At 68.4% G+C, this 16,201-nt stretch carries 18 protein-coding genes; 9 read left to right on the top strand and 9 right to left on the bottom strand.

The features are described from left to right. The first annotated feature begins 74 nt into the window (after nt 1–74). Nucleotides 75–929, top strand: coding sequence for an acyl-CoA thioesterase domain-containing protein (locus tag QX204_RS18425; RefSeq protein WP_301900964.1), 855 nt, complete (start codon nt 75–77; stop codon nt 927–929). 55 nt (nt 930–984) lie between these two features. Here the strand turns inward: QX204_RS18425 and QX204_RS18420 are convergent, their stop codons facing one another. Further along, nucleotides 985–1,440 (bottom strand): hypothetical protein, encoded by a 456-nt coding sequence (locus QX204_RS18420; RefSeq protein ID WP_301900963.1) that lies wholly within the window; start codon nt 1,438–1,440, stop codon nt 985–987. Nucleotides 1,441–1,572: 132 nt separating this feature from the next. On the opposite strand from QX204_RS18420, the gene QX204_RS18415 reads away from it, so the two are divergent. Then, nucleotides 1,573–2,436 (top strand): NAD-dependent protein deacetylase, encoded by an 864-nt coding sequence (locus tag QX204_RS18415; RefSeq protein WP_301900962.1) that lies wholly within the window; start codon nt 1,573–1,575, stop codon nt 2,434–2,436. Between the two features lie 217 nt (nt 2,437–2,653). Beyond that, nucleotides 2,654–5,062, top strand: coding sequence for an MFS transporter (locus tag QX204_RS18410; RefSeq protein WP_301900961.1), 2,409 nt, complete (start codon nt 2,654–2,656; stop codon nt 5,060–5,062). 4 nt (nt 5,063–5,066) lie between these two features. Here QX204_RS18410 and QX204_RS18405 read toward each other — a convergent pair whose 3' ends face one another. After that, entirely contained in the window at nt 5,067–5,330 is a 264-nt protein-coding gene (locus QX204_RS18405) for a helix-turn-helix domain-containing protein (RefSeq protein WP_301900960.1), read from the bottom strand. 125 nt (nt 5,331–5,455) lie between these two features. Here QX204_RS18405 and QX204_RS18400 point away from each other — a divergent pair, with 125 nt between their 5' ends. Both QX204_RS18400 and map read left to right on the top strand, forming a co-directional pair. Then, nucleotides 5,456–6,265: a mycofactocin-coupled SDR family oxidoreductase gene (locus QX204_RS18400; protein ID WP_301908034.1), complete on the top strand. Its 810-nt coding sequence runs from the start codon at nt 5,456–5,458 to the stop codon at nt 6,263–6,265. 59 nt (nt 6,266–6,324) lie between these two features. Then, the gene (map, locus tag QX204_RS18395; RefSeq protein ID WP_301900959.1) at nt 6,325–7,092 is read left to right on the top strand and encodes a type I methionyl aminopeptidase; all 768 of its coding nucleotides are present in this window, start codon (nt 6,325–6,327) and stop codon (nt 7,090–7,092) included. A 29-nt stretch (nt 7,093–7,121) separates the two neighbouring features. Here the strand turns inward: map and QX204_RS18390 are convergent, their stop codons facing one another. Together QX204_RS18390 and QX204_RS18385 are read right to left on the bottom strand one after the other, a co-directional pair. Continuing rightward, nucleotides 7,122–7,886, bottom strand: coding sequence for a 2-phosphosulfolactate phosphatase (locus QX204_RS18390; RefSeq protein ID WP_301900958.1), 765 nt, complete (start codon nt 7,884–7,886; stop codon nt 7,122–7,124). A gap of 116 nt (nt 7,887–8,002) precedes the next feature. Further along, nucleotides 8,003–8,773: an AraC family transcriptional regulator gene (locus QX204_RS18385; protein WP_301900957.1), complete on the bottom strand. Its 771-nt coding sequence runs from the start codon at nt 8,771–8,773 to the stop codon at nt 8,003–8,005. Nucleotides 8,774–8,828: 55 nt separating this feature from the next. Between QX204_RS18385 and QX204_RS18380 the strand changes: the two genes are divergently transcribed. Next, nucleotides 8,829–9,440 (top strand): class I SAM-dependent methyltransferase, encoded by a 612-nt coding sequence (locus QX204_RS18380; protein WP_301900956.1) that lies wholly within the window; start codon nt 8,829–8,831, stop codon nt 9,438–9,440. Here QX204_RS18380 and QX204_RS18375 read toward each other — a convergent pair. Both QX204_RS18375 and QX204_RS18370 read right to left on the bottom strand, forming a co-directional pair. Further along, nucleotides 9,418–10,416, bottom strand: coding sequence for an SMP-30/gluconolactonase/LRE family protein (locus tag QX204_RS18375; protein WP_301900955.1), 999 nt, complete (start codon nt 10,414–10,416; stop codon nt 9,418–9,420). The genes QX204_RS18380 and QX204_RS18375 overlap by 23 nt on opposite strands. Before the next feature lie 37 nt (nt 10,417–10,453). Beyond that, the gene (locus QX204_RS18370; protein WP_301900954.1) at nt 10,454–11,158 is read right to left on the bottom strand and encodes a DUF8817 family protein; all 705 of its coding nucleotides are present in this window, start codon (nt 11,156–11,158) and stop codon (nt 10,454–10,456) included. Nucleotides 11,159–11,251: 93 nt separating this feature from the next. On the opposite strand from QX204_RS18370, the gene QX204_RS18365 reads away from it, so the two are divergent. Beyond that, on the top strand, nt 11,252–11,632 hold the full coding sequence (locus QX204_RS18365) for a PPOX class F420-dependent oxidoreductase (protein WP_056809801.1): 381 nt from the start codon (nt 11,252–11,254) through the stop codon (nt 11,630–11,632). A 78-nt stretch (nt 11,633–11,710) separates the two neighbouring features. After that, nucleotides 11,711–13,000 carry an acetyl-CoA C-acyltransferase gene (locus QX204_RS18360; protein ID WP_301900953.1) on the top strand — a complete coding sequence of 430 codons (1,290 nt, stop codon included), beginning with the start codon at nt 11,711–11,713 and terminating at the stop codon, nt 12,998–13,000. Nucleotides 13,001–13,005: 5 nt separating this feature from the next. On the opposite strand, the gene QX204_RS18355 is transcribed toward QX204_RS18360, so the two are convergent. Together QX204_RS18355 and QX204_RS18350 are read right to left on the bottom strand one after the other, a co-directional pair. Beyond that, nucleotides 13,006–13,416, bottom strand: coding sequence for a VOC family protein (locus tag QX204_RS18355; RefSeq protein WP_301900952.1), 411 nt, complete (start codon nt 13,414–13,416; stop codon nt 13,006–13,008). 12 nt (nt 13,417–13,428) lie between these two features. Then, complete coding sequence (locus QX204_RS18350; protein ID WP_301900951.1) at nt 13,429–14,136, bottom strand: TioE family transcriptional regulator; 708 nt, start codon at nt 14,134–14,136, stop codon at nt 13,429–13,431. Between the two features lie 81 nt (nt 14,137–14,217). Here QX204_RS18350 and QX204_RS18345 point away from each other — a divergent pair, with 81 nt between their 5' ends. After that, nucleotides 14,218–15,369: an erythromycin esterase family protein gene (locus tag QX204_RS18345; protein ID WP_301900950.1), complete on the top strand. Its 1,152-nt coding sequence runs from the start codon at nt 14,218–14,220 to the stop codon at nt 15,367–15,369. Here QX204_RS18345 and QX204_RS18340 read toward each other — a convergent pair. After that, entirely contained in the window at nt 15,362–16,198 is an 837-nt protein-coding gene (locus tag QX204_RS18340) for an HAD family hydrolase (RefSeq protein WP_301900949.1), read from the bottom strand. The two genes, QX204_RS18345 and QX204_RS18340, sit on opposite strands and share 8 nt — an antisense overlap. Nucleotides 16,199–16,201: the final 3 nt, after the last annotated feature.

The raw sequence follows: 16,201 nt of genomic DNA, 5'->3' as shown, positions 1-16,201 counted from the left end.
CTGCAACACGTTCTAGTCTGAGGCATGGTGCGCCGCCGCGATCCCGCCCGGCGCCCGCGGAGGAAAGGGGCACCATGAGTACCTCCCCTGGCTATTTCACGCACGCGGACGGCGTCTACACGCCGATGCGGTACTCGCTGAGCCTGTGGTCGCCCAGCACGCTGTCCGGGCCCCCGGTGTGCGGGTTGATGGCGCGCGAAGTGGAGGCGCGCTACTGCTCCGACGGGTTCTCCCCGGCGCGACTGACCATCGATCTGCACCGTGCGGTGCCCGCCGTGCCGTTGACGGTCGCCAGCGAACTGGTGCGCGACGGGAACCGGGTCCGTTCGGCGACGATCGTCGCGCGCGCCGACGGCGAGATCGTCGCCCGCGGCAGTGCGCTGCTGCTGAAGCGTTCGACCCAGCCGCCGGGCGAGGTCTGGCGCCACGACCGCGATCGCCCGGTGCCGCCGCCGAACGTGCTCGCCACCATCGACGAGGTGATGCACCTGTTCGGCAGTGACGGGCAGGGCTGGTCGGCGAATATGACCGAACATCAGAACGACACCCGCAAGCGCAAGTGGGTGCGCAATATTCCCGTGGTAGCGGGCGAGCAGTCGTCGCCGTTCTGCTATGCCGCGATGACCGGCGAGCAGACCAGCCTGGTCACCAACTGGGGCACCGAGGGAATCGGTTTCATCAACACCGATGTGTCGATCACGTTCTCGCGCATGCCTGTCGGCGGCGAGATGGGGATCGAGGCGGAGAGCCACCTCAGCGACGACGGGATCGCGGCGGGTGCCGCGGTGCTCTACGACGAGCAGGGCGCGTTCGGCATCTGCACGACCACCGCGCTCGCCAACGAGCGCAGGCAGATCCGCGGCGACGTCATCGACGAGCTGTCGGAGTCGTTCGCGGCGGCGGCGGTCAGGCAGCCACAAGTCCGGTGAACGCCGTCGCGCCGGTCGGCGCGGCCGGGAGCCGGCGACAGCGCCGGCGGGCGGCTCACGCGGAGATCAGGGTCACGATGAGTTCGTCGGCGATCGATTCGGCCTTCACCATGCCCGTGCCCAGGTACAGGGTCGCCGCGCGGGGGCGGCCGTCGGCCAGTGGCACCACCGACACCGCGTCGACGCGACGGCCGGCGAGCTCGTGGTAGGGCGCCTCGTCGGTGACGTCGAAGGCGGTGTACTTGCCGGAGTTGGCGACGTATTCGATATTGACCGGGTCGACCAGCGGCTCGAACGGGTCCCGCCAGGGTGCTCCACCGATGCGTAGTTCCGCACCGTCGGTACCGGCGTCGAAGAGCAGAGTCGAACCGTTGTGGAAGGTGAATTCGATCGGACCCTCGGTGCGGTCGACCTCGTCACCCAGGACATAGAACATCCGGCGGACGGTGACGATGGTCCCGTCGACCGCGGCATTGAGCGCGGTGCGGTCGTACTCATCGGTGTCGGACATAGGTTTTCCTCTGCAGCGGTCGATGCCGGGCGGAGGAACAATCATGTCGCCGCGCGCCCACCGCACGCAACTCGGCCCGGCGTGTTCGTCCCCCGCGCGAGACGGTGCCGCCCCGCTCGTAGAGTGGATCCCATGGTGGACCACGACACCACCGACGCGGTGGAACGCGCGGCCGAGCTGCTGAGCGGGCGCCGCATCGTGGTGATCTCCGGCGCGGGCCTGAGCACCGACAGCGGTATCCCCGACTACCGCGGCCCCGACTCGCCGCCGCGCACGCCGATGACCTATCAGCAGTTCGTCGGTGACCCGGCCTTCCGGCAACGGTATTGGGCACGCAACCACATCGGCTGGCGGCGGATGGACGCCGCTCGGCCCAACCCCGGTCATCGCGCCCTCGCGCGGCTGGAGCGGGCGGGTGCGGTGTCGGGGGTGATCACCCAGAACGTGGACCTGCTCCACACGAAGGCGGGGGCGCGGCGGGTGATCGATCTGCACGGAACCTACGCGCGCGTGCGGTGCCTGAATTGTGCGAATCTGATCTCGCGAATGACGCTCGCACAACAGCTCGAAGCCGCCAATCCCGGTTTCGCGGAGAATGTTTCGGCGGGGCCGACCGGAATCGAAGTGGCGCCCGACGCCGATGCCGTGGTGACCGATACCGACCGATTCCGGATGGTCGACTGCGCGGTGTGCGGCGGAATGCTGAAACCCGACATCGTGTATTTCGGCGAGAACGTTCCGCCCGATCGGGTGGAAGCCGCTTTCGCCATGGTCGAACAGGCGCGGGCGATACTGGTGGCCGGTTCCTCGCTGACCGTGATGTCGGGCCTGCGCTTCGTGCGCAGAGCCGCGAAAAACGGTGTGCCAGTAGTGATCGTGAATCGCGGGCGCACCCGCGGCGACGAACTGGCCACCCTTCGCATCGACGCGGGGTGCTCGGAGACCCTGTGCGCTTTGGCCGAACTCGCCCAGCTGAATTCGCGGCCGCCGAACTGACGGTTCCCGCGCCGCGGGCTCTCATTTCTCGGTGAAATGATCGATAACTTGATCCCTCGGTGACGGCGGGAAATCAGACGTGGGTAAGCTCGGCGCACCAGTGCATGAAGAGTTCCACCCGCGGCGCAATGTTTTCCTCGCAGCGGGGTTGTCGGCCCTCGTGTGGGCCGAATGATCGACCCCCACTTGCCAGCCGATCAGAACCAGGGCTTCTTCCATGACCGATACCGTCGTTGCCGAATCACGCCTCACGCACCGCCAGACACTCACCATTCTGTCGGGCCTGCTATTGGGGGTGTTCCTCGCCGCGCTCGATCAGAACATCGTCAGCGTCGCGATCGTCCGCATCGCGAACAGTCTCGACGGGTTCGATGAACAGGCATGGGCGACAACGGCGTACCTGATCACCGCCACCGTCACCACGCCGCTCTACGGCAAACTCGCCGATATCTACGGGCGCAAACCGTTCTATCTGCTGGCGATAGCCCTGTTCGTGATCGGCTCGGCGGCCTGCTGCTTCGCGACCACCATGTACCAGCTGGCCGGGTGCCGCGCCTTCCAGGGTTTGGGCGCGGGCGGGTTGATGTCGCTGGCGTTCACCATCGTCGGTGACATCGTGCCCCCGCGCGAACGGGTCCGCTACCAGGGGTATTTCCTCATGGTGTTCGGCATCGCCACGGTGCTGGGCCCGGTGGTCGGCGGATTCCTCTCCGACTACGAGAGCCTCGGCGGCATCGAGGGCTGGCGCTGGGTGTTCCTGGTGAACGTGCCGGTCGGGGTGCTGGCGTTCCTCGTGGTCGCGAAGGTGCTCAACGTGGGGCACACGCGCCAACAGAGCCGGATCGACTGGTTCGGCGCGATCACGCTCATCGTGGGTGTGGTGCCGCTGCTGATCGTGGCCGAGCAGGGTCGGGTGTGGGGCTGGACCGCGCCGAAATCGCTACTCTGCTACGGCATCTGCGCGGCCGGTCTGCTGCTGTTCGTCCTGGTCGAATTCCTGATGAAGGACTCGGCGCTGATCCCGCTGCGGCTGTTCCGCAGTTCCACGTTCAGCATCGCGATTCTCGGTGGGTTCCTCGTCGGTGTCGCGATGTTCGGCGCGATCACGATGGTGCCGCAGTATCTCCAGGTCGTGCGTGGTTTCTCGCCGACAGAGGCGGGTCTGCTGATGTTGCCGCTGGTGCTCGGAATCATGGTGGGCGCGCAGATATCCGGGCTGATCACCAAAGCCACCGGGCGCTACAAAGTGCTGCCGGTGCTCGGCGCGCTGATCCTGGCGATCGGGTGCGCGCTGTTCGCGCGGGTCACCTACAACGGTCCGCTGTGGCAGCCGCTCGCCTTCAGCGCGATCATGGGTTTCGGGCTCGGCTGCTGCATGCAGACGCTGATCATCGCCGCGCAGAACGCGGTCGGGCGCTCCGCGATGGGCGTGTCTACCGCGGCGGCCACGTTCTTCCGTCAGCTCGGCGGGACGCTCGGCGTCGCGGTGTTCCTGACGGTGCTGTTCGACCGGCTGCCCGGTTCGATCCTGGAAGCCTTCGGTGGCAGCCTGCCCGCCGGTTTCGACGGGGCGCAGCTCGAGGGGTTGCTGAGCGATACCAGCGGCATCGCCACACTGCCCGACGAGGTGCGGATCCCGATCCTCGAGGGATTCACCGACTCGATGCACAGTGTGTTCCTGCTCGCCGCCGACCTCGCGGTGGTGGCCTGCCTGGTGCTGGTGTTCATGAAAGAGATTCCGCTGCAAGAGGATCCGGTGCCGGAAGAACACGACGATGCCACCCTGCTGCGTGATGTGAGCCTGCACGACGCGCACGAGATGGCCGGGAAACTGCACCCCGTCTCGAGCGGTCGGGTGATCGCGGGACTGTTGCGCCGCGACGACGCGCGTCCGGTGCCCGCCGCCACCCTCACCCTGATCGACCAGCACGGGCGCCAGGTGGCCCGTGGCAACGGCGACGTCGACGGCGCGTACGTGATCGAGGCGCCGCGACCGGGCAACTATGTGCTCATCGCCGCCGCGGCCGGTCATCAGCCCGAGGCGGTGAGCGTGTCGATCGGCGAGCGCGCCCAGCACGTCGACCTGATGCTGACCGGCGCGGGTGAACTCACCGGGATCGTGCGGTCGGCGCGGCGCGGCGAACCGCTCTGGGGCGCCACGGTCACGCTCACCGACCCCGAGGGCGAAGTGGTGGGCGCGGCGATCACCGGCGAAGACGGTACCTACGTGTGCCGCGACGTCGTGAGCGGCACCTACACGCTGGTCGCGGTGGCCGACCACATGCGTCCCTCGGCGGTCGCGCTGACCGTGCCGGAGACGGGTTCGCTGCAGCGCGATATCGACCTCGAACCGATGGCGATTCTGCTCGGCTCGGCCTGGGTGGACGGCGAGCGCCCCGTCCCCGACATTCAGATCACCGTGCTGGACTCGGGCGGCGATCCGGCGGCGACGGCACGCACCGACGAGAAGGGCCGGTATCTGGTCCCCGACCTGCCCGAAGGGCAGTACACCGTGGTCGCGCGCGGATACCCACCCGTCGCGAGCCAGGTCTCGGTGACGCGCGGCGAGATCACCCACGATGTGATGCTGGGATACGACAACGAGGAGTCGATGAACCGCCGGTAGACGGTCAGGCGGACTCGGCGACCTGCTCGTCGCGGTAGGACTCGGCCAGTTCGGCCAGGGGGATCGCGAGGGCCTCGGCGAGGCCGACGACAGTGCCGAAGGCCGGAGAGGGCAGCCGGCCCGACTCGATCTTGCGCAGCGTCTCCGGGGAGATACCGGCTCGCAGGGCCACCTCGGCGAGGTCGCGGTCGCCGCGGGCGGTGCGAAGGCGGCGGCCGAGACGACGGCCCGCTTCGACCTGCGCGGGGCTGAGCGGGAGACGGACCATGCGCTCGATGGTATGTCCTCGCGAACAGGTTGGCCAAGTCGAGTAGGGATCTCCGTTTCGCCTCGCCCGGGGCGGTGGCGGTGGTAGGTGTCAAGGGAGGACATCGAGGTTCGAAAGGCATGGGAATGACACGACGGTTCGAGGGCAAGGTCGCTTTCGTCACGGGAGCGGCGCGCGGGCAGGGCAGGGCGGAGGCGGTGCGTTTCGCCGAGGAAGGCGCCGACGTGATCGCGATCGACGCGTGCGCGGAGTTCGCCAGCACCAGCTACCCGGGCGCGACGGAGGCGGATCTGGCCGAGACCGTGAAGCTGGTCGAAGCGGCAGGCGGCAAGATCGTCGCGAGCAAGGTCGATGTGCGCGATTTCGACGCGCTCTCGGCGGCGCTGACGGCGGGCATCGAACAGTTGGGCAGGCTCGATGTGGTGGTGGCCAACGCGGGGATCTGTTCGGCGGCGATGTCGTGGGAGATCACCGCCGAGCAGTGGCGCGAGACCATCGACGTCAACCTCACGGGCGTCTTTCACACCGCGAAAGCCGCTGTGCCACACCTGATCGCGCAGGGCGAGGGCGGCGCGATGGTGTTCACCAGTTCGGTGGCGGGCATCAAGGGCATTCCGTTCACCGGTCACTACGTCGCGACCAAACACGCGATCACGGGGCTGGCCAAGACGATGGCGAACGAGCTCGGCGCACATCGGATCCGGGTGAACACCATCCACCCGGCGGGGGTGGCGACCGGCATGCAGATCAACGAGATGGGGCCATTGTTCGAGGAATACGGCGCCACCCTCGCGCCCATCTTCATGAACGCGCTGCCCAGCCACATCTGCCAGCCCGAGGAGATCGCGGCGACCGTGGCGTGGTTGTGCTCGTACGAGGCGAGCCAGATCACCGGCGCGCAGATTCCCGTGGACATGGGCAACCTGAACCGCTGAGATTGGTATTTTTATACCGCCGCCGCTAGTGTCGGTATGAAAATACCAATGGAGGCGTGATGGTGGAGTTGAAATCGCCCGCGGAGATCGAGCGCATGCGGGTGACCGGCCGGTTCGTCGCCGACGTGCTGGCCGGGGTGCGCGACCGCGCGGCGGTCGGGGTGAACCTGCTCGAGCTGGAAGCGTATGTGCGGGAACGGATTCGCGAGCGCGGCGCGGTGTCGTGCTACTGGGACTACTCGCCGTCGTTCGGGCGCGGACCGTTCCGCAATACGGTGTGCCTGGCGGTGAACGATGCTGTGCTGCACGGACTTCCGCACGACTACGTGCTGCGCGAAGGCGACCTGTTGACGGCTGACCTGGCCGTGTCGATCGACGGGTGGGTCGCCGACTCGGCGATCTCGTTCATCGTCGGAGCCCCGGCGCCCGCGGACGAGCGCCTGGTGCGGGCCACCGAGGAAGCTCTGGCCGCCGGGATCGCGGCCGCGCAGCCGGACAACCGGATCGGTGACATCTCCGCCGCGATCGCGCAGGTCGCACGCGGGTACGGATATCCGGTCAACACCGAGTTCGGTGGGCACGGACTCGGGCGGACCATGCACGAGGATCCGCATATCGCCAACGATGGCAGGGCGGGCCGTGGGTTCCGGCTGCGACCCGGTCTCACCGTCGCAATCGAGCCGTGGTTCGCGGCGAGCACCGCGAAGGTCTACACCGACGCCGACGGATGGACCATCCGCTCCGCCGACGGCTCTCGCTGTGCGCACAGCGAGCACACCATCGCCGTCACCGCCGACGGCCCGCGGATTCTCACCTCCCAGGACTGACCTGTCGTTCCCTAGCGACTGCGTCGCTGCTATCCGCGTCGGCTGTCGACGAAGGCATTGTCGGTGAGCACCGGCACCGTGGAGTCGGCATCCCGTTCGATCGCGATGGCTACATCGTCGGCGAAGCCGATCGCGGCGAGTTCGCGGCCGGACGCGCAGTCGGTGATCGAGGCGCCGACGTCTGCTGTCGCCTCGAACGCGTTCGCCGCCGTGTGTGCTTCGGGGGAGGGGGTGGTGAGGCCGCGATCGATCAGCGCGGCGGCGAGCGCACCGGCGCCGAGCCAGTCCTCGAGCGCCGGTCGCACGGTATCGGTGCCCGGCCAGTGCTCGCCCGAGGCGATGATCGCGATCGGGTGATCGGCAGTGCCCCAGTGCTGGGAGACGAGCCAGTCGGCAACCGCGCTGACATTGCGCAGGCACGCCGCGACGACCGGCGTCCCCTCGACAGCGGCGGCGATGGTGGAGCCGTTGGGTGAGGGCAACACCAGTCGGGGGGTGAACGGTGCCCGCCGGATCGCCGCGGGCGACAACGACCACGGACCGGCCTCCCGCCGTCCGACGGCCAGTTCGGCGGCGTTCTCCTGGGCGAAGACCCGCGCCGACTCGTCCCGCCACCGATACGGGAACACCGCGGTGCCCGCCGCGGTGGCGACCGATACCGATGTGGTGAACGACAGCACATCGATCACCACCAGGCACCGGACCCCGGGGCCCAGTACCGCCGCTCCGGTCCGCCCCCAATCGACCCGAATCCCGAACCCGTCCTGCCGTGCCCACTGCGGCGCCGATCGCACGCTGACCTCCCGATAGCCGAATTCGCCAGTCCACCAAGAAGATCGCCCATCGCGCTACTGCTCGACGCACGATGCGCGAAACTCCGATCGCTCCGGGTGCCCTGTCCGGCGAGGGGTCAACGGGCGAAGTACCGGCCCGGCGAGGTGCCGACCGCTCGTCGGAACGCGGCGACGTAAGCACTGGCACTGCGGTAGCCGACCCGGGCGGCGATGCGGGTCACCGGTACACCGTCGGCCAGGGGCGTCAGCGACGCGGCCAAACGGATCTGGGTCCGCCACTGCGCGAAGGTCATGCCGGTCTCGGCGCGGAACGCGCGGGCCAGGGTGCGGGCGCTGGCCGCGGCGTGCGGACCCCATGCTGCGAGGGTGCGGTCGTCGGCCGGGTTGTCGAGCAGGGCCTGGGCAACCACCCGAGCTCGTGGGTCGGTCGGCAGTGGTGCGCCGATCGGGATGACGTCGACCGGCTCGAGAAGGTCGAAGACCATCGCCTCGGCGCGTACTCGTTCATCGTCGGACAACTGTCGCGACGTCATGTGGTCGAAGAGTTCTCGCAGCAGCGCGGAGACGCTCAGCAGGGTGGGCCCGGCGAACAGGGCGGCGGGGCACCGGTCGGGTTCGACGAAGATGCCGCGCAGATCGGCGCCGGCCGTCGTCCCGGTGCGATGGGCGATCCCGCCGGGGATCCACAAGGCCCTGGTCGGCGGTAGCACCCACTGGTTGGCGCCGATCTCGATTCCGATGACTCCTCTTCCCGCCCAGGCAATCTGGTGCTGGGGATGGCGGTGCTCATCGAACCAGTACCCGGCCGGGAGCACTCCGGCGCCGAACACCATCGCCGTCGGACCGGTGTCCGCGGCCAGAACAAGCTGTTGTCTGTTCTGCGACATGGTCTGTCAGTGTAGTGACTATCGGCCACGGCCCAGGGCTCCTAGCGTCGTAGCCATGGCGATGAATTATTGGCACAGGCTGATGTGTCGGACCGCGGCGTGGGAGTGGGTGACGGCGACACAGATCGTGCCGTGGGTGACGCGCGAGGTGGAACTCGGCCCGTCGGCATTGGAGATCGGCCCGGGTTTCGGCGCGAATGTGGCGCCCCTGCGGGACCGGACGGTCGCCCTCGCCGGCCTCGAGATCGACCCGATACTGGCCGCGCGGCTCCGCACCCGATTCGCCGGAAGTCTGCGGGTGGTGGACGGCGACGCGACAGCGATGCCGTTGCCGGACAAGGAGTTCGACTCGGTCGTCTGCTTCACGATGCTGCACCACGTGCCGTCGCCGGCTCAGCAGGACGACCTGTTCGCCGAAGCGCTGCGGGTGTTGCGACCGGGCGGAGTCTTCGCGGGCTCGGACGGCCTCGACAATCGCCTGTTTCGGCTCCAGCACCTGGGTGACACGTGTGTGCCGGTCCCGCCGGACACCCTCGCCGACCGACTGGCATCGGCAGGCTTCACGGGCATCGACGTCGAAACCGGCCGTGCCATGTTCCGTTTCCGGGCCGAGCGACCCGCCGACCGGCCATCGGCGGAGGGTTTCAGCGAACGAAGGAAGGCGTGAGGTCCAGCGCGGCAGGCGGGCGGAGGCGACGGAGGGTGCCGTCGATGCTGGTGACGTAGAGGGACCAGGCTCCGGTGGTGGGGTCGGGGGCGAGGCGGGCCGAGGTGGGGCCGATGGGCGGAGGGGTGGGAAGGGGCCCTCGCGGGGTGGTCCAGCCGGTGGCGAGGGTGCACCAGGTGCCCGTGGCCGGGTCGACCTGGTAGACACTGCCGGAATAGTCGCCGGTGACGAAGGCGAGCCCGGCGGCGGTGACATCGAGGTCGTCGAGTGCGGGCAGCAGGCCGTCGTTCACGGTGGCGAGAGGGGTGGGGCGGTCGGGCGCATCGAGGGGGACTCGCAGGAGTTGGGAGGTCAGCACGTCCTCGGTGATCACTGCCCGGTGGTCGGGTGTGAGTGCGAGGCCGTTGGGGCGGGGCACGGGGGACCAGGCGAGGGTGAATTCGCCGGTGGCCGGGCGGTAGCGGCTGATGCCGACCGGGGGCCAGGGGACGGAGAGCTGGGAGATGAGCAGGTCGCCGTCGGGGAGCAGGAGCAATCCGTTGGGCTGCACCAGATTCGGAAGCAGGACGGTGACTTCGCCGGTGCCGAGGTGGAGTCGGCTCAGGGTGCCGCCGCCGTTCGGTGTGGTGCCGTCACCGGTGACGAAATAGAGGTCCTCGCCGATCAGCCGTAGCCCGGCGGGGTTGTCCAGACCGGTGCGGACGGTGGAGACGTGCCCGTCGGCGTCGATGTGCAGGAGCTCGCCGCGAACGATGCCACTGAGGTAGAAGCCGCCGCGTCCGTCGTACTCGAGATTCTCCAAGCCGCCGAGATCGGCCGCCAGCACCTCGGCGTGCCAGCCGTCGGCGCACGAGGGCGCACCGGCCTGTGCGGTACCCACCGGGCCGACCCCGAGGACGGCGGCAACCGTGACTGCTGTTGCCAGACAACGGGTCCGCCGCCCACGGGTGGCGAGTTCCTTCGATCGACCGCGCATGGTCGAAGCCTACTGGCCGACCGGAGGTGAGGCCGGTTCAGTCGGTCACGGTGGGCGCGGCCGTGAGTAGATCGTCCGCGATCGCCGCGCGTTGCTCGGCGGTCAATTCGACGGTGTCGAGTTCGGCTTTCCAGTGTGCGAGCCGGTCGCTGTCCTCGGCGACGCCGGCGAGTTCGGCGAGGGCGGTGTAGGCGCGAGCCCGGTCGAGCGCGGTCGCGGTGGCGCCGAACCGGCGCAAGCCGGTCTCCAAAACACGGGTGGCCGCGCGGTCGTCGTTCTTGAAATCGCGCAGGATGCGGGCATTGTCGAGAACCCGGGCCAGGCCTTCGAGCTCGCGCGAGCCGCCGTACTCGAGTTCCATGGGCTCGTCGCGCTGGATCACGAGGACGGTGTTGCCGACCGGATCGACCAGGGAGAACCGGGACTGACCCGGACGGAACCGGGTGATCCGCGGGCGACCCTTGCTCGGAATCCTGCCGTAGTGCGCGCGCAGTGCGGCGGTGTACTCGGCATGGCGTGCGGCCACGTCGTCGACCATCACCAGCGCGCCCGCGTGCTCCACCGGCAGCTCGATGCCCTTCGGCGCGGGTGCGAAATGCAGGGCGCAGCCGTGGTGTTCGATCGCGCCGTAGACATAGGGGCGGGTTTGCTCATGGGTCACGGTGTAGCCGAGCGCCCGGTAGAACTCGAGGGTGCTCGGCAGGTCTCCGCTCCACAGCAGGGGTACCGCGGTATCGGTCATCGTCGGCCTTTCGCCAGAGAGTCGATTCGTTTCCGAGGCTACGAAGACTTTCGCGCGAGCGCCCATAATCTTTCGACCGATTAGGCTGCGGACATGACTAACCGCCTCGGCGAACTGGCGACCGCGAATTACGTACTCCTCACCACCTTCCGCAAAGACGGCACACCGGTCGGGACGCCGCTGTGGGCTGTCGCCCGCGAGGACAAGCTGTATGTCTGGACGGTCACCGACAGCTGGAAAGTGAAGCGCATCCGACGCAATCCGGAGGTGACGCTGCAACCGTGCAACGCGCGTGGAGCCGCACACGGCGCCGTCGTCACCGGGACCGCCCGACTGCTCGACGCCGCCGAAACCGAGCAGGTGCGGTCGGGGGTGCGCCGTAAGTACTGGCTGACCGGGCCGCTGGTGATCCTCGCCAGCAACTTGCGCCGCGGGAAAGCGGGCACGATCGGCATCGAGATCACGCCGGCCTGATCCCGTTCCCGGAATCAGTACCTAGTACTGCCGGTATCGGATACCGTGGGGGTTCACTCGCTCTTCGAGAGGACCCCCATGGCCGAAAAGCGCCGCCGCGCCGTTGTCGTCGCGGGTGCTCGCACCCCCTTCGTGCGCGCGTTCACCGACTTCACCCGCCTCGACAGCATCGCCTTGGCCGGTGCGGCCGTCCAGGGGCTGATCGAACGCACCGGGATCGCGCCCGGCGAGATCGAGTCGATCGTCTGGGGCGGGGTGGTCCTGCCCAGTCACGCGCCGAATATCGCGCGCGAGATCGCCCTTGACCTGAATCTGGACTTCGGTTGTGAGGGGTACACGGTCACCCGCGCGTGCGCGTCCGGCCTGCAGGCGGTGACCTCGGCGGCGGCGGCGATCGAGCGCGGTGAGTACGACATCATGATCGCCGGCGGTAGCGACTCCACCAGCAATGCCGAGATCAAGTTGCCGCAGAAGGTCGTGCACGCGGTCGCGCCGGTGGCACTGGGCAAGCCCAAGGCGATGGACTACCTCGACGTGGTCCGCCAGCTCGCGCCGTTCACCGACATCCTGCCGCGTCAGCCGAAGATCGCCGAGCGCACCACCGGCGAGGTGATGGGCGAGTCCGCGGAGAAGATGGCCCGCATCAACGGGATCTCACGCGCTGATCAAGACGCGTTCGCCGCCCGATCGCACCAGCGTGCCGCGGCGGCGATCGCCTCGGGACGTTTCGACGACGAGGTCGTGGCGGTCACCACCCCGTCGGGCACGCTGATCGATGTCGACGGACTGGTCCGCGCGAACACCAGCATCGAGAAGCTCGCCACTCTGAAGCCGGTGTTCGAGAAGAACGGTACGGTCACCGCGGGCAATGCCAGCCCGCTCACCGACGGTGCGTCGGCGGTGTTGCTGATGAGCGAGGAGAAGGCGCGCGCCCTCGGGTTCACCCCGCAGGCCGCTTTCCGCTCCTGGAGTTTCGTCAGTGTCGACCCCGCCGATCAGGTCCTCATCGGTCCCGCGATCTCGATGCCGCGCGCCCTCGACAAGGCGGGCATGACTCTGGCTGACATCGACCTCGTCGATATCCACGAAGCCTTTGCCGCGCAGACTCTTTCGGTGCTGCGCATGCTCGAGAGCACCGACTGGGCCAAGGCCAGGCTCGATCGTGACGAGCCGGTCGGCTCCGTCGACATCGACAAGCTGAACGTGCACGGCGGCTCGATCTCGCTGGGTCATCCCTTCGGCGCCACCGGTGCCCGCATGGTCACCACCATGGCCAACGAACTGGCCCGCACGGGGAAAGAGACCGCGCTGCTGGGGATCTGCGCGGCAGGCGGCATCGGCGCGTCGGCGGTGCTCGAGCGGGTCTGAGGAGATCAGCCGGGCGCACCGGGGCGGGGACGGTGCGCCCGGATGTCCACCGGGCGTCCATCGGGGTCCTCGGCTGACATCGTCCACTGTGTGGGCAGGGTTTCGATCGGGCCGACCGGCAAACCGGCCGCCGCGAGGCGATCACGGACCGCGCGGAGTCCCTCGAGCGTGCCCACGCGCAGACCCCATCCCGCGCGGCCGAGGGGATCGCGATCGGTGCGCGGCGCGGTGGTGGTCTCCACGAGCATCAGGTGGTCGGCGCCGCCGACGTCGACGACGGCGATCCGGGGGTCGGTCGAGGTGGCAGACCGCTCGAAAGCCATAGTCGCGCCGAGGAATTCGGTGTAGTACCGGACGAGCCGATCGAGGTCGGTGGTCGCGAGCGTCAGATGATTGATTCCGAGAAGATCAGGCATGGTCGGTCCAGACTAGCGGCGCAGTACGGCCGAATATCGGCTCAGCGCGGCGGCGGCGTCGAGCATGGCGATGCCCTGGGCGGTGAGTCCGGCTCGCCAGTCGGCGAGGGCTTTCGCCAACGCTTCGGTGCTGCCCGCGGCGCGGATCTGCCCGATGACGGTGGCGATGTGGTCGAGGCGGTAGTGGCCGCGGCGCAGGATGTGCGCCAGTTCGGCATCGCGGAGATCGGTGGGGCCGTAGCGGCGGTACCCGGTGGTCGGATCGCGGTCGGGGGACAGGATGCCCGCCGCTTCCCAGGCTCGGAGAGTGGCCGGGGTGACCCGGAGATGGTGGGCGAGTTCGCCGATGGTTCTGGAGCCCGCTGAATGTGTTGTGTCAGAGCTCGATTCGGTGATCAGGTGGTCGACGGCTCGGTGTACCGAGGTGAGGGTCTCACGGTCTCGCAGGAGCCGACTGTGCCCACGGTCGATGATCGTGAGGGCCTTGTCGAGGTCGTCCTCGTGCAGTGCGCGCATGATGTCGCCCGCTCTCGCGTGGCCGTAGGCGGGGATCAGGGTCAGGTAGGTGCGCAGCGCCGTCGCGTGCAGCTCGGTGTAGATCCGATAGCCGGTGGGGGTGCGCTCGGCCGGTGGGAGGCAGCCGTCCTGTTCGTAGTTGCGGACTGCCTGGGTCGAGATCGCGTGCTCGCGGGCCAGGTCGGACGGTCGTAGGGTTCTCACTGTTTTGAGACTTTACGACATAGTGTGCGAAGAGTGCCTGATCAAGTCTCAACCGTTCTTTCAACGATACGATTGATAGATATGAGTCAGAAAATCAGCGACTTCGTCCGCTCGTCCTGTGAACTGCTTGCGCTCGGGGAACCGACGCACAAAGAACCCGGCTTCGCGTCGGTCCGTAACGAACTGTTCGTCGAGTTGGTGGCCGGTGGGTTCCGATCGATCGCGCTGGAAACAGATCGGGTCGCCGCGCTCGCCGTGGACGAGTTCGTTCGAGGTGGCCACGGCGACTTCGACGAGGTGATGCGAACGGGCTTCTCGCACGAATTCGGCGAACTCACCGGGAACAGGGAACTGGTCGCTTGGCTGCGCGACCACAACGCGGGCCTGTCGGCTGAGGACCAGGTCGGCTTCTACGGATTCGACGCCGCGATGGAAACGATGAGTGCGCCCAGCCCGCGGACCTATCTCGAATTCGCCCGCGACTACCTGGAGCTCGACTTCGACATCAGCGGGCCTGCCGGCAGCGACGAGCGATGGAGCCGCGCCGAGGCGGTCCTGGACGCGAACGTCTCGCCCGGGACCACCCCCGAGGCCGAGCGGTTGCGGGTGATCGCCGACGACCTGCTCACCCTGCTCTACACGCGCGCGCCGGAGCGGATCGCGGCCACGTCGCTCGCCGAGTGGCGAAGGGCCGAAGTCCATCTCACCGCCGGGCTCGGCTTGCTGCGCTATCACCGGCAGGCGGCGCAGCCGACCGAGGACGGCGTGCGATGGAACAGCCTGGCCGCCTCCCGGGACGCGCTCATGGCCCAGAACCTGCTCGACATCCGGTCCATCGAAGCGCGCCGCGGGCCGACCCTGGTGTACTCGCACAACCTGCACCTGCGGCGCAACACCAGCGTCATGCCCATGGGGTCGATGGAGCTCGTCTGGTCCGGCGCCGGGGCGATCGTCGGATCGCTACTGGGGGAGCACTACGGAGTGATCCTCGGCAGTCTGGGACGCAGTGACGGCCTCGAACTCGCCGAACCCGCGCCGGGCACCTTCGAACACACGCTGCAGAACCGCGTCGACACGTGGGGTCTGCTCCCGGCGTCGGACATCGGACCCGGACGAACCCGCACCGATGTCACCCAGGAGCAGGGCTACTTCCCGCTGGACACCGACACCGTGGACGTAACCGATGCGATCCTGCATCTCAGCGTCGGTCGGGCGCCGACCTCTGTCAGCTAGCCGAGTCGCGCGGTGCCGAACCCACCAATTCCTCCAGGTAGGAGGCGACACCGTCCTCGTCGTTGGTCGGGAGCACCCGGTCGGCCAGTGCGATGACCTCGGGTGCCGCGTTGGCCGGAACCAGCGCGGTACCCGCCCAGGTCAGCATGGCGACATCGTTGAGCGCGTCCCCCGCGGCCGCGACCTCCGAGAGGTGGATGCCGTCGAGTGCGCACAATCGGGCCAGCGCGCTGGCCTTCGACACACCCTCCGCGGCCATCTCCATGTACGCGGCACCGGAGTGGGTCAGCTCCACACCGGTGATCCCGACCGCCACCGCCTGGCGGTACAGCTGCGCGCCCGGTAGCTCGGGATGACGGGCGACGATCTTCACCATCGCCTCGACGCCCGTCGGCAAGGTGTCCGACAATTCCATCTCGTGCGGGTCCCGGTGATGATCGGTGAACTCGCACAGGGCGGCATAGGCGGGCTCGGCGACGAACCGGGTGGCGCCCACATTGGCGAAGACGACACCGGGAATCAGCGCGCGGATCTGCGCCATCACCGCACCCGCCGCGCCGGTGTCGATCGAGACGGTGTCGATGATCTCCGGTGTGCCGTCGGCGAGGTCGAGCAGCACGGCGCCGTTGGCGCACACCGCTTTACCCCGGAAACCGCACGACTGCGCCAACTCGTGCACCGAATGGCGGGCACGCGCCGTCGCCCACACCACCTCGATGCCCGCGGCCTGTGCACCGGCCATGGCCTCGGCGGTACGCGCCGAGACGGTGCGATCGGAACGCAGCAAGGTGCCGTCGAGGTCGGTGGCGAACATCCGGATACCGGTCACCCG

This window comes from Nocardia sp. PE-7, from assembly GCF_030486425.1.
Classification (GTDB): Bacteria; Actinomycetota; Actinomycetes; order Mycobacteriales; family Mycobacteriaceae; genus Nocardia; species Nocardia salmonicida_A.
Note: the sequence above shows the minus strand (reverse complement) of the source record. Positions and strands in the feature narration are given on the sequence as shown.

Coding starts and splice junctions, on each gene's coding strand:
- QX204_RS18385 (WP_301900957.1), bottom strand. CDS start 8,773: ATGTCGCAGAACAGACAACAGCTTGTTCTGGCCGCGGACACCGGTCCG.
- QX204_RS18365 (WP_056809801.1), top strand. CDS start 11,252: ATGACTAACCGCCTCGGCGAACTGGCGACCGCGAATTACGTACTCCTC.
- map (WP_301900959.1), top strand. CDS start 6,325: ATGGTGGAGTTGAAATCGCCCGCGGAGATCGAGCGCATGCGGGTGACC.
- QX204_RS18355 (WP_301900952.1), bottom strand. CDS start 13,416: ATGCCTGATCTTCTCGGAATCAATCATCTGACGCTCGCGACCACCGAC.
- QX204_RS18400 (WP_301908034.1), top strand. CDS start 5,456: ATGACACGACGGTTCGAGGGCAAGGTCGCTTTCGTCACGGGAGCGGCG.
- QX204_RS18410 (WP_301900961.1), top strand. CDS start 2,654: ATGACCGATACCGTCGTTGCCGAATCACGCCTCACGCACCGCCAGACA.
- QX204_RS18375 (WP_301900955.1), bottom strand. CDS start 10,416: ATGCGCGGTCGATCGAAGGAACTCGCCACCCGTGGGCGGCGGACCCGT.
- QX204_RS18360 (WP_301900953.1), top strand. CDS start 11,711: ATGGCCGAAAAGCGCCGCCGCGCCGTTGTCGTCGCGGGTGCTCGCACC.
- QX204_RS18345 (WP_301900950.1), top strand. CDS start 14,218: ATGAGTCAGAAAATCAGCGACTTCGTCCGCTCGTCCTGTGAACTGCTT.
- QX204_RS18420 (WP_301900963.1), bottom strand. CDS start 1,440: ATGTCCGACACCGATGAGTACGACCGCACCGCGCTCAATGCCGCGGTC.
- QX204_RS18405 (WP_301900960.1), bottom strand. CDS start 5,330: ATGGTCCGTCTCCCGCTCAGCCCCGCGCAGGTCGAAGCGGGCCGTCGT.
- QX204_RS18370 (WP_301900954.1), bottom strand. CDS start 11,158: ATGACCGATACCGCGGTACCCCTGCTGTGGAGCGGAGACCTGCCGAGC.
- QX204_RS18380 (WP_301900956.1), top strand. CDS start 8,829: ATGGCGATGAATTATTGGCACAGGCTGATGTGTCGGACCGCGGCGTGG.
- QX204_RS18425 (WP_301900964.1), top strand. CDS start 75: ATGAGTACCTCCCCTGGCTATTTCACGCACGCGGACGGCGTCTACACG.
- QX204_RS18415 (WP_301900962.1), top strand. CDS start 1,573: ATGGTGGACCACGACACCACCGACGCGGTGGAACGCGCGGCCGAGCTG.